Here is a 12,406-nt window from a genome sequence, read left to right as displayed (position 1 = left end):
TCGCCGGATCGCTCTCCACGGGAAATATCAGTTCTGATCTGGGGTATCCGTGATGTCGGTGGCCGGGATGACACTGCCTGCATGAACGACATCGAGCTCCTCGAGGACGCGGTGCGGCAGGTGCGTGACCGCCTGGCCGCGATCCTCGGCGCGCCCGGTGAAGGTGATGACTCGGCTCTGGGTGTCGGCGGGTTGGCGGCTGCGTTGTCCGGGGCGGACGGCCGGCGGGTGTGCGCGGTGACGGTCGCCGTGGAGGAGGCCGGGCGCCTCGTCGACGCGCTGCGGGTCGTGGTGGCCGGGGAGGTCCACGACCGGTCGCTGCCCGAGCGCGGCGACGACGGCCTCGCGTTCGCCCACGGGCTGCGCCGCGGCTGGCAGCTGGTCGAGCGCCTCACCCGGGTCTCGCCCGCGGAGGCGCGCCGTCGCACCCTGCTCGGCGCGGCCGCCCGGCCTCGCACGACCCTCGACGGCACCGTACTGCCGCCGGCGCACCCGCTGGTCGGCGCGGCGCTCGCCGGCGGAGAGATCGGGGTGGATGCCGCGGAGGTCGTGGTGCGGTGCCTCGACCAGGCAGCGTCGGTCGGTTGCCCCGACCCGGTCGACCTCGCCGCCGCCGAGCAGGCGCTGGTCGAGACCGCCGCCCACGCCCCGGCGGAGGAGGTCGGGGTGCAGGCCCGCGCCTGGCGGGAGGCGCTGGACCCCGACGGGGCCGAGCCCCGCGACGACCGGGCACGCCGCCGGAGGGTGTTCCGCCTCGGCAGGGAGCGCGACGACGGGCTGACCCCGTTCGGCGGGATGCTCACCCCGGTCGACGCGGCGCTGCTCAGGGCGGCGTTCGCCGAGGCCGACAAGCCCGGAAACCTGCCCCGGTTCCTCTCCGACGCCGACCGGGCCTCCGGCACCGTGATGACCACAGACCCCGCCGGGCAGACCACCATCACCCTCACCGACCCCCGCACGCACGGGCAACGCCACTACGACGTGGCCACAGGTCTCTGGGCCGCCGGGGTGCGCTCCACCGGGACCGAGCCCGGCGGGATGCGCTCCACCGCGCAGGTCACCGCCGTGATCACCCTCGACGACCTCCGCGCCCGCACCGGCGTCGGCTGGATCGACGGGGTCGCCGAACCGGTCTCGACCGCGACCATCGAACGGATGGTCTGTGCCGCCGGCTACGCCCCGCTGCTTCTCGGCGACAACGACGAGGCACTCATGCTCGGCCGCACCCGCCGCCTGTTCAGCCCCGCCCAGCTGAAGGCCCTCGCCGTCAGAGACGGCGGCTGCGTCAACTGCGGCGCACCGCCCGGCGGCTGCGACGGACACCACGTTCTCGGCTGGCAGGCCCACGACGGACCCACCGGCATCGATAACGGGGTGCTGCTCTGCCCCGAATGCCACACCATGATCCACAAGAACGACTACGCCCTCAGAATGATCGGCGGACGCCCCCACATCCTCGCCCCACCCTGGATCGACCCCGACCAGAAATGGAGATTGCTCGGAAGACAACGCACCCGAATCCTCACCACCCTCCGCACCACCAAGAAACACCGGCCGGTCAGACAATGACGACCCGGCTTCATTGGGAAGTGCGCACAGAGCGATGGCCCGGCTCTCGCGAACCGGGCCACCGATCGTGCCTGTGCCTACTCGGCCCAGACGCCGTACTTGATGCCGGGGACGTCGCCCTTCGTCCACCACTTGGCGGTGTAGGTGATGCCGTTGTACGTCGCCTTCGTGCCCGCCGTGTAGATGGTGGTCGCCGACCATGGGCCGATCGGAGCGGCTTCACCCGAGCAGGTGCTCACGAACGCCCAGGGGTCGCTCGTGGCGGGCTTGTCGCCCTTCGTCCACCACTTCGCCTTGTAGATGCTGCCCTGGTACGAGACCTGGAGGCCGACCGTGTAGGCCTTCGTGGCATCCCACGCCGCCGGAGCACACGTGCCCGGCGTCGGGGTGGGGGTCGGCGTGGGCGTGGGTGTCGGAGTCGGGCTCGGTGTCGGAGTCGGATCCGGTGTCGGAGTCGGGCTCGGTGTCGGTGTCGGAGTGGGAGTCGGTGTGGGAGTGGGAGTGGGAGTCGGCGTCGGCGTGACCACCGGACCCGTCGTGCCGTTCAGCCCACCGACGAGGGAGGTGATGAGCGAACCGTCGCGGTTGCCCGAGAGATCCCACCACATCGCGCCGCCCAGACCGGAGTCGACGATGTACTTCGCCTTGGCCGCGATCGACTGCGCGTTGTCATAGCTCCACCACTGGTTGCCGTCGTGACGCCAGGCGGCCCCGGTGACGGCGTCGTAGTAGCCCGTTCCGAGGTTCTTGATGTCGTCGTAGTTCGACATCCCCCAGCCGTTGGTTCCCGGAGCGGCACCGTTGGCCGGGCTCCACGCGGCACTGGATGCCGCACCCTGCCAGCCGCGTCCGTACATCGCGAGACCCATGCCGAGCTGAGCCGGGGCTACACCGGCCTTCGTGTACTCCTTGATCGAAGCATCCACACTGAACCGGTCCGCGGGATTGCGCGTGTCGGTGGCGTCGGCGTACAGGTTGCCCTGATGACCGGTCTTGGTGCCGTCCCACGCGCCGAACAGGTCGTAGCCCTGGATGTTCCCGTAGTCGAGGTACTCGAACAGCTCGGGGTTGTTCCATCCGCCGGCCTTGATGTCCAGCGGGTTAGCGGGCAGGAACGCGCTGAGCGTGTAGTCCTTGCCGGTCGTCGCACCGTAGGCGTCGAGCTGCGCGCGGAACTCTTTGAGCAGCAGACGGAAGTTGTCCTTGTCGTTGACGGTGTCGACGCCGTTGCCGGCGAGGCCGCTGTCGCGTCCGGGCCACTCCCAGTCGATGTCGATGCCCTCGAAGATGCCGGCGGCAGCGCCGACACCGCCGCGACCGTCGACGACGGGCAGGTTGCCCTTGATGTAGATGTCGATGCACGAGGCGACGAGCTTCTTGCGCGAAGCATCCGTCTTGGCGGCTGCGGAGAAGTTCTTCGACCAGGTCCACCCGCCCAGCGAGATGATCGGCTTGAGCTCGGGGTTCTTCGCCTTGAGCTGCTTCAGCTGATTGAACGAGCCCGCGAGCGGGGCGTTCCAGACGTCGGCGACACCGCTCACCGAGTCGGCCGCGGTGTAGCTCATGCCGTAGTCGGCGTAGGAGTCTCCCGCACCGTCGGACCCGTTGGGCCCGCTGCCCTGCGCCTTGTTGGCCATGAAACAGGAGAGGGTCTGGTTGTTGATGTTGCCGAAGGCGTAGTTGAGAGCGGTCAGCTTGGATGCCGCTCCGGAGGCCTGCAGGTCTTTGAGCTTGTAGTTCAGTCCGTAGACGCCCCACTGGGCGAAGTAGCCGACGTTGCGGTACCCGTTCAGGTCGGTCGACGGAAGTCCGGAGATCGAAGCAGCGGCCCCCGCCGCTGCCGGTACTGCCACTGCAGCGGTGCCGGCGAGGCTAGACGCGAGAAGCGCCCCGCAGGTGAGAGCCGCCGCGCCCAGAAGGCGCCACGGTGCCCGTGAATTGCGTGTCATTAAGAGTCCCCATCACTGATGTCACAGGCATCGGGTGGGCGGACGCCACTGCCTGAAGCTCACGCTACGACATGCGAGCGGCCCGCAATCGCGTTCTCGCGACTCTTGCCCCGATCGGGGGGTGCGATTCGACCTAGGCTGGAAGCATGACCGTCGACACCCCCGCACGACCCACCCTCCGAGAGATCATGACCGACAAGTTCGGGGTGCTTGCCCTCCGCAGCGTGCAGATCATCGCGGTGCTAGCGCTGGCGACCATCGCCGTGTTCGCGCTCATCCAGCTCAAGCTCGTCGTGATCCCCGTGATCATCGCCCTGATCCTCGCCTCGGCGTTCAGCCCCGTCATCGGGTGGCTGCGCAGGCGCGGCGTCTCGGCGATCCTCGCGACGTGGATCACCCTGGTCGCCGGATTCATCGTTTTCGGCGGACTCGTCACCCTCATCGTGTTCGCGGTGCGCGGCCAGTGGGACGAGCTCGCGACGTCGGCCAGCGAGGGAATCGATCAGCTCTACGAGTTCGCGGTCAACGGACCGCTCGGACTCGACCAGTCCCAGCTGGACGACTTCCGCGAGACCGTGATCGACTTCCTCACCAGCAGCCAGTTCGGCAGCGGGGCCATCGCCGGCGTCTCCGTCGCCGGCGAGATCATCGCCAGCATCGTGCTGACGATCGTGATCCTGTTCTTCTTTATGAAAGACGGCGACCGCATCTGGGCATTCTTCCTCACCCCCTTCCGCGGACACGCACTCGCCCGCGGGCAGCGCGTCGGCCGCACCACGGTCACGACCCTCGGCGGCTACGTGCGCGGCACGGCGACGATCGCCCTCGTCGACGCCGTGGCGATCGGCGTCGGTGTCGCGGTCCTGGGCGTGCCGCTGGCGTTGCCCCTCGCCGTCATCGTCTTCCTCGCCTCGTTCATCCCGCTCATCGGAGCGACCGTCGCCGGCATCCTCGCCGCCCTCGTCGCACTCGTCTCGAACGGGCCGTTCGTCGCCCTCATCGTGATCATCATCGTCATCGCGGTCAACCAGCTCGAGGGCAACTTCCTGCAGCCGGTCGTGATGGCGCAGTCGCTCAAGCTGCACCCGCTCGTGATCCTGCTCGCCCTCACCGCGGGCACCATCCTCGGCGGGATCATCGGCGCGGTGCTGTCGGTGCCGATCGCCGCGGTCGCGTGGGCGATTGCGAAGACGTGGAACGACCCCCGACCCGCCGGAGTGGCGCCGCCCGCAACGCCAGCCCGCACGGCGAAGCCGGTCCGCCCCGCGAAGAAGGCCGTCAAGCCGGGCAAGCGCTAGGCCGGAGTTGATCGGCCACGCGACATCCGCTTCGCTTGTTCCATGACCGACGCCTTTCTCATCGCCACCGTCGCCGCCAGTGTCGCCTCCGGGTGCGTCGGCGGCGCGTTCTACGCGTTCTCGGCGATCGTGATGCCGGGACTCGCACGGCTGTCGACCACCCAGGCGGTGACGACGATGCAGGCGATCAACGTGGCGGCGGTGCGCGTTCCGTTTATGCTCGCGTTCGTCGGGGCCGCGGTGTTGAGCGTCGTGCTCGGCATACGCGGGTTCGCGACCCTCGGCGAGCCCGGCGCTCTGCTGCTCATCGTCGCGAGCGCGCTGTACCTCGTCGGATCGTTCGTGGTCACGATCGCAGCGAACGTGCCGATCAACGACGCGGTCGGCAGAGCGGATGCCTCTGTGCCCGAGACTGCGGACCTGTGGGCGCGGCTCTCCGCCCGCTGGACACGACTCAACCACGTACGCACGGTCGCGGCGCTCGCGGCCGCAGCCCTGTTCGCGGTGTCGGCCGTCGTCGCCGGGTAGCGAGGTTCGGCACCGCGGCAGTCGCCGCTGTGGCGGTGAGGTTCGGCGCCGCGCCGCGGGTCGTCTAGCGTCGGGGTATGCGACTTCTCCCCGGGCTCGCCGTCGCGGCCGGCGGGCTGCTGCTCGCGTTCGCCGTGCACCTCGCTCTACCCGTGGTTCCGGTGCTCACGCTGTGCGTGGTGATCGGCGTCGTCCTCGGCCAGCTCCCCGCCCTGCGCGAACGGCTCGACGGCGCCTGGAAGCCCGGCTTCGCCCTCGCCGCCCGCCGCCTGCTCCGCATCGGGATCGTTCTGCTCGGACTCAAACTGGGACTCGGCGACATCGTCGACCTCGGAGCACCGACCCTCCTCGCCGTCGTCGTCGTGGTGGTGCTCACCTTCTTCGGCACGCTCCTGCTCGGACGCCTCGCCCGCCTGCCCGGCGACGAGCCGCTGCTGCTCGCGGCCGGATTCTCCATCTGCGGCGTCTCGGCGATCGGAGCGATGGCCGCCGTCACCCGCAGCAAGCCGAGCGAGATCGCCGTGCCCGCCGCACTCGTCACCCTCTGCGGGAGTCTTGCGATCGTCGTGCTCCCGCTTCTGCACGCGCCGCTCGGACTCACCGACCTGCAGTTCGGCGCGTGGGCGGGCGCGAGCGTGCACGACGTCGGCCAGGTGGTGGCCGTGGCGCAGACCGCGGGCGCCTCCGCACTGGCGCTCGCCGTCGCGATCAAGCTCACCCGCGTGCTGCTGCTCGCCCCGCTCGTCGCGGGTGTCGGCGTCTACCGGCGCTTCTCGCAGATCGAGGTGACGGATGCGGCATCCGCCCCTCGACCGCCGATCGTGCCGCTCTTCGTTCTCGGGTTCCTGGCCGCGATGCTCGTGCGCACGTTTCTGCCGGTGCCCGAGGCGGCGCTCGCCGCCGCGGATTTCGCACAGACGATCCTCTTCGGTCTGGCGCTCGTCGCACTGGGGTCGTCGATCCGGGTCGTGTCGCTAGTGCGCACGAGCGGACGCTCGCTGCTCGTCGGACTCGCCTCGTGGGTGCTCGTCGCCGCGCTGGCTTGGGGCGCCGTCGTGTTGACCACGGCGTAGGCGGCACTCGGCATACCGGTAAGGGCGTTTGCCAAGCGTTAACCTCGACTCGGTAGGCTCGCGTGATTCTTTCCAGCACCGCCCGAGGAGCACACGTGACCACCGCGACAGCTCAGGGCATGCTCGAGGGGGCGTCGCGCACGCCGCTCGAACGCACCCTCATCGACGTCTTCCGTTCCACTGTCGCGCAGTACCCGGACGCGCTCGCGCTCGAGGATCCGCAGGGAGGCATCAGCTACCGCCGACTCGAACGGCTCGTCTACGCGCAGGCCCTCGCCCTGACCCGCGACGGCGTTCGCCGGGGTGACAAGGTGGGCATCCGCATCGCGTCGGGAACCCGCGAGCTCTACGTGTCGATCCTCGCGGTGCTCGCCGCCGGAGCGGCCTACGTTCCCGTCGACGCTGACGACCCGGAGGAGCGCGCGCAGCTCGTCTTCGGCGAGGCGCGCGTGGTCGGCGTCATCGGCGACGGGGGAGTGTTCGCCGCGGCCGCTGTGCCGGCGTCGGTCGCTGAGCCTGTCGAAGCGCCGCCTGTCGAAGCGCCGCCTGTCGAAGCGCCGCCCTTCGACGAGCTCGAGGACTATGAGCCCGTCGCCACCCCCACCCCCGACGACGACGCCTGGGTCATCTTCACGTCCGGGTCTACGGGCGTGCCCAAGGGCGTCGCAGTCACCCACCGGTCGGCCGCCGCGTTCGTCGACGCGGAGGCGGGGCTCTTCCTGCCCGCCGAACCCATAGCCCCCGGCGACCGTGTGCTCGCCGGACTCTCCGTCGCCTTCGACGCGTCGTGCGAGGAGATGTGGCTGGCGTGGAGGAACGGCGGATGCCTCGTGCCGGCGCCGCGCTCCCTCGTGAGATCCGGCGTCGACCTGGGGCCGTGGCTCATCGCGCACGGCATCACCGTCGTGTCGACGGTGCCAACCCTCGCCGCCCTCTGGCCCGACGAGTCGCTCGAGCAGGTGCGGCTCGTGATCTTCGGCGGCGAGGCCTGCCCGCCCGAGCTCGCCGCGCGCATCGCCGCACCCGGCCGCGAGCTGTGGAACACCTACGGACCCACCGAGGCGACCGTCGTCGCGTGCGCCGCACCGATCGGCGGCGACGGCCCGGTGCGCATCGGACTCCCGCTCGACGGCTGGGACCTCGCCGTCGTCGCACCCGACGGCAGCCGAGTCGCCGAGGGCGAGATCGGCGAGCTCATCATCGGCGGCGTCGGCCTCGCCCGCTACCTCGACCCCGTCAAGGACGCGGAGAAGTACGCGCCGTTCGAGTCGCTCGGCTGGCAGCGCGCATACCGCAGCGGCGACCTCGTGCGCTTCGAGAGCGCGGGCCTCGTCTTCGTCGGACGCGCCGACGACCAGGTGAAGCTCGGCGGCCGCCGCATCGAGCTCGGCGAGATCGACGCCGCACTGCAGTCGCTCGACGGGGTCGCAGGGGCCGCATCGGTCGTGCAGACCACACCGGCCGGCAACCATGTGCTCGTCGGCTACCTGGCGCTCGTCGACGGCTTCGAGTTCGACCGTGCCACAGCGCTCGAGCGCCTGCGCGAGGAGCTTCCGGCCGCCCTCGTGCCCATGCTCGCCGTCGTCGACACGATGCCCACGCGCACCTCCGGCAAGGTGGACCGCGCCGCCCTGCCGTGGCCGCTGCCCGGCGCCGAGTCGGGGGCGGATGCCGCGGCCGACCTCTCACCGACGACGCAGTGGCTCGCCCAGATCTGGTCGAGCATCCTCGGCGCGAACGTCGCGTCGGCCGACGACGACTTCTTCGCGCTCGGCGGCGGATCCCTCTCGGCGGCGCAGCTCGTGTCGGCGATCCGCGAACGCTACCCGCGCACGCTCGTCTCCGACGTCTACGACTACCCGCGCATCGGCTCGCTCGCCGACGAGCTCGACGGCCGCGCGCCCGCGGAAGAGACGGCCCAGCGCGCCGTGCTGCCGACCCCGGTGGCCAGCCAGATCGCCCTCACGCTGCTCGGCATCCCGCTGCACGTGCTCTCCGCCGGCAGGTGGCTGGTGTACCTCGGCGCCGCGGGCAACCTGCTCGCCCTGCCGTTCCTGCCGCAGATCTCGTGGTGGTGGGTCGCCGCAGGCTTCCTGCTCTTCATCACGCCTCCCGGCAAGATGCTGATCTCCGTGATCGCAGCACGGCTGCTCCTCGCCGGGGTGAAGCCGGGTGACTACCCGCGCGGCGGCTCGGTGCACGTGCGGCTGTGGCTCGCCGAGCAGGTCGCGCTGCAGGTCGGCGCGGCGTCGCTCGCGGGCGCCCCGTGGATCAGCTACTACGCCCGTGCGCTCGGCGCGAAGATCGGCTCCGGCGTCGACCTGCACGCCCTGCCTCCGGTCACGGGCATGCTGACGATCAGCGAGCGCGCCGCGATCGAGCCCGAGGTCGACCTCGCCGGCTACTGGATCGACGGCGACGTGCTGCGCCTCGGGGCCGTGCACGTCGGAGCCGGCGCACGCGTCGGCTCCCGCAGCACGCTGCTGGGAGGCGCCAGCATCGGGCGCGGCGCCCTCGTCGAACCCGGCTCCGCGGTCTCGGGCCGAGTGCCCGCGGGGGAGCGCTGGGCAGGCTCGCCCGCGGCCCGCGTCGGCGCCGCCCGACCGACCTGGCCGATCGAGCGCCCACCGCGCGCCCGGCACTGGCTCGTCGGCTTCGCCCTCGGATCCGTCGCGATGTCGGCCATGCCCGCCGCCGCAGTGATCCTCGGCGCGCTCGTCGTCGGCGCCGGCATCGACCGCTCGAGCTTCCCCGCCGCCGTGGGCAGCGCCGCGCTCGCCGTGCCGCTCGCGGTCGTCGCGGCGGGCCTCGCCTACACCCTGCTCGTCGTCGGTGCGGTGCGGCTTCTCGGCATCGGACTGCGCGAGGGACACTTCCCGGTGCGCAGCCGCATCGGCTGGCAGGTCTGGGCGACCGAACGCATTCTCGACAGCGCACGCACCCTGCTGTTTCCGCTGTACGCGAGCCTGATCACACCCGTCTGGTTGCGGATGCTCGGGGCCAGGGTCGGAAAGAACGTCGAGATCTCGACGGTGTTGCTGGTCCCCTCGTTGACCACGATCGCGCAGGGGGCGTTCCTCGCCGACGACACCATGGTCGCCACCTACGAGCTCGGAGGCGGCTGGGTGCGCATCGGGCGGGCCAAGGTCGGACGCCGCGCGTTCCTCGGCAACAGCGGCATCACCGGTCCCGGGCGCACCGTTCCGCGCAACGGGCTCGTCGCTGTGCTCTCAGCGACGCCGCGCGGCGCAAAGCGCGGGTCGTCGTGGCTGGGCAACCCGCCCGTGCGCCTGCGCCGCACCGTCACCGACTTCGACCTGGGCCGCACCTTCCGCCCCGCGACGCGCCTCAAGTTCGCACGCGCCGGCTGGGAGCTGCTGCGCATCGTGCCCGTCATCGTCACCGCCTGGATCGCGCTCGGGGTGCTCGTCGCGCTCGCTGCCGTCTGGTCGACGCTCGGCCTCGGCTGGGCCATCGCCCTGTCGGGGTTCGTCCTGCTGGCGGCGGGAGCGGCCGCGGCGGGAGCGTCGACGGTCGCGAAGTGGTTGCTCGTCGGAAGGATCGACGGCAGCGAGCATCCGCTCTGGTCGTCGTTTATCTGGCGCAACGAGGTGGCTGACACCTTCGTCGAGATGGTGGCCCGCCCCTGGTTCGCGGCGAACGCGGCCGGCACTCCCGCGTTGGCGTTCTGGCTGCGCACGCTGGGCGCATCCGTCGGTCGAGGCGTATGGTGCGAGTCGTACTGGCTGCCCGAGGCCGACCTCGTGAGCCTCGGCGACGGCGCGACGGTCAACCGCGGCTGCGTGGTGCAGACGCACCTCTTCCACGACCGGGTGATGCAGCTCGACACGGTGTCGCTCGCGGCGGGCGCCACCCTCGGGCCGAACAGCGTGATCCTGCCCGCGGCGTCGATCGATCTCGGTGCGACCGTCGGGCCGGGGTCGCTCGTGATGCGCGGGGAACGCGTGCCTTCTAGCACGTTGTGGGCGGGCAATCCGATCGCTCCGTGGAGATCGGCGCCGTGGAATACTTGACGGCACCCATGACCCCCTCTTCGCAGTCGAACCACGGTGCCGCCTCGGCGGGAGACCCGTATCTTCCCTCGACCGGCAACGGGGGTTACACCGTCGGGCACTACGACCTGAACCTCACATACCGGGTCGAGACCAACCAGCTGCGCGGGGTCGCCACGATCACCGCGACCGCGACGGAGCGGCTCGACCGGTTCAGTCTCGACTTCGCCGGGCTCAGCGTCGAGAAGGTGCTCGTCGCCGGGGTGCGCCCGCGCAAGCTGAACCAGGCGGCGCGCAAGATCGTCATCTCGCCCGCGACCGTGATCGAGGCCGGCGACGTGTTCGAGGTGGTCGTGCGCTACGGCGGATCCCCGCATCCCGTGAAGAGCCCGTGGGGCGACGTCGGATGGGAGGAGCTCGCCGACGGGGTCATCGTCGCGAGCCAGCCGTCGGGGGCGGCCTCCTGGTATCCCTGCAACGACCACCCCAGCGACAAGGCCACCTACCGCATCGCCGTCTCGTGCGAGGCGCCGTACACCGTCGTCGCCAACGGGCGGCTGGTCGAGAAGGAGACGCGGTCGGGCCGCACGATCTGGGTCTTCGCGATGGAGCAGCCGATGGCCAGCTACCTCGCCACGCTGCAGATCGGCCGCTACACGAGCCGCGCCACGGGCGACGCCCGGCTGTTCTACCCGGCGGAGCTCGCGCACAAGGTGAGCGTCGACTTCGCCCGCATCGACGACATGATCGCGCTCTTCACCGACCGGTTCGGCCCCTACCCGTTCGACGAGTACGCGGTGGTCGTGACGCCCGACGAGCTGGAGATCCCGCTCGAGGCACAGGGTCTCGGCATCTTCGGCCGCAACCACGTCGACGGTGCCCACGGCAGCGACCGGCTCATCGCCCACGAACTCGCCCACCAGTGGTTCGGCAACAGCCTCACCCTGCGGCGCTGGCGCGACATCTGGCTGCACGAGGGATTCGCGTGCTACGCCGAGTGGCTCTGGGCCGAGTCGATCGGCGGACCGACCGCGGAGCAGAGCGCCATCGCCCACCGCGCGATCGTGAAGGCCGTGCCGAAGGACTCGCTCGTCGTCGGCGACCCCGGCCCGCACTCCATGTTCGACGACCGCGTCTACAAGCGCGGCGCCCTCGCGCTGCACTCGGTGCGGTCTGTCGTCGGGGATGACAGGTTCTTCGCCGCGGTGCGCGACTGGGTGGCCGAGAACGCCTACGGATCGGTGACGACCGAGGGGTTCGTCGAGTTCTTCGAGCGGCACACCGGGAGCAGCGCCATCTCGGTCATCGTCGACCGGTGGATCTACTCGGTCGCCGTGCCCGACCTGCTCATCCGCTGACAGCGAGCGTTCCCACGTAACCGGGCGGTGTGTCGAGCCGGGTCAGGCCCGCGCCGTGGAGACGAGGGGCGGATGCCGGCCAGGCGAGCAGTCGTCGCGCTCCGCTCACGCGCAGCAGTCTCGGGTCGGTGCGCAGCCCGTCGCCGCAGAGTTTCAGCAGCGCCTCCTTGCTGGTCCAGAGCACGGCGCGCAGGGCGTGTGGGTCTGCCGAGCCCGCTATCTCGGCTCGCTCCTCCGCGGTGAACGCCACGTCGTCGAAGCCCGCGCGGGCGACCCGGTCGAGCCGCTCGATGTCGATGCCGACCGCACGGTGCAGGCTGGCGGCGACGGCCACGAGCCCGCCGGCCCGGCTCAGGCTGAGGAACACGCCCGGGGCGCTCGGCTGCCCGTGATCGGTGCCGCCGCAGTGGGCGCACGTGCGGGTCACGACGACGCCCGCTACGTCTGCGTTCGCGACTTCTGCGTTCGTTAGGTCTGTGCTCGCTAGGTCTGCGCTCGCGACTACTCCGCTCGCTACGCCGAGCGCGAGCGCCGCGGCCTCGGCGAGCAGCGCGCGGTCGGCATCGCGGTCGCCGCGTTGCCGCACGAGCACCACCGGGTCATCCATCGCTCCAGTCA

8 protein-coding genes are annotated in these 12,406 nt (G+C 70.9%); 6 read left to right on the top strand and 2 right to left on the bottom strand.

All coding sequences use genetic code 11. From position 1 onward, the window contains the following. Positions 1 to 81: 81 nt before the first annotated feature. Complete coding sequence (locus ABIE21_RS09830) at positions 82 to 1,569, top strand: HNH endonuclease signature motif containing protein (RefSeq protein WP_354024645.1); 1,488 nt, start codon at positions 82 to 84, stop codon at positions 1,567 to 1,569. A gap of 77 nt (positions 1,570 to 1,646) precedes the next feature. Here the strand turns inward: ABIE21_RS09830 and ABIE21_RS09825 are convergent, their stop codons facing one another. Beyond that, positions 1,647 to 3,518 carry a glycosyl hydrolase family 18 protein gene (locus ABIE21_RS09825; protein ID WP_354024644.1) on the bottom strand — a complete coding sequence of 624 codons (1,872 nt, stop codon included), beginning with the start codon at positions 3,516 to 3,518 and terminating at the stop codon, positions 1,647 to 1,649. Positions 3,519 to 3,664: 146 nt separating this feature from the next. Here ABIE21_RS09825 and ABIE21_RS09820 point away from each other — a divergent pair, with 146 nt between their 5' ends. The 5 genes from ABIE21_RS09820 to ABIE21_RS09800 all read left to right on the top strand — a co-directional run bounded on the left by ABIE21_RS09820 (position 3,665) and on the right by ABIE21_RS09800 (position 11,788). Further along, on the top strand, positions 3,665 to 4,816 hold the full coding sequence (locus ABIE21_RS09820) for an AI-2E family transporter (protein ID WP_354024643.1): 1,152 nt from the start codon (positions 3,665 to 3,667) through the stop codon (positions 4,814 to 4,816). A 42-nt stretch (positions 4,817 to 4,858) separates the two neighbouring features. Beyond that, entirely contained in the window at positions 4,859 to 5,344 is a 486-nt protein-coding gene (locus ABIE21_RS09815) for an anthrone oxygenase family protein (protein WP_354024642.1), read from the top strand. Between the two features lie 77 nt (positions 5,345 to 5,421). Further along, on the top strand, positions 5,422 to 6,417 hold the full coding sequence (locus ABIE21_RS09810) for a YeiH family protein (RefSeq protein ID WP_354024641.1): 996 nt from the start codon (positions 5,422 to 5,424) through the stop codon (positions 6,415 to 6,417). Positions 6,418 to 6,536: 119 nt separating this feature from the next. Continuing rightward, the gene (locus tag ABIE21_RS09805) at positions 6,537 to 10,451 is read left to right on the top strand and encodes a Pls/PosA family non-ribosomal peptide synthetase (protein ID WP_354025150.1); all 3,915 of its coding nucleotides are present in this window, start codon (positions 6,537 to 6,539) and stop codon (positions 10,449 to 10,451) included. Positions 10,452 to 10,459: 8 nt separating this feature from the next. Further along, complete coding sequence (locus tag ABIE21_RS09800) at positions 10,460 to 11,788, top strand: M1 family metallopeptidase (RefSeq protein WP_354024640.1); 1,329 nt, start codon at positions 10,460 to 10,462, stop codon at positions 11,786 to 11,788. Here ABIE21_RS09800 and ABIE21_RS09795 read toward each other — a convergent pair. Then, the gene (locus ABIE21_RS09795; protein WP_354024639.1) at positions 11,778 to 12,395 is read right to left on the bottom strand and encodes a 4'-phosphopantetheinyl transferase family protein; all 618 of its coding nucleotides are present in this window, start codon (positions 12,393 to 12,395) and stop codon (positions 11,778 to 11,780) included. The genes ABIE21_RS09800 and ABIE21_RS09795 overlap by 11 nt on opposite strands. Positions 12,396 to 12,406 lie beyond the last annotated feature (11 nt).

This window comes from Conyzicola nivalis, assembly GCF_040548875.1.
Taxonomy (GTDB): Bacteria; Actinomycetota; Actinomycetes; order Actinomycetales; family Microbacteriaceae; genus Conyzicola; species Conyzicola nivalis_A.
This window is presented reverse-complemented; position numbering and strand designations above follow the sequence as displayed.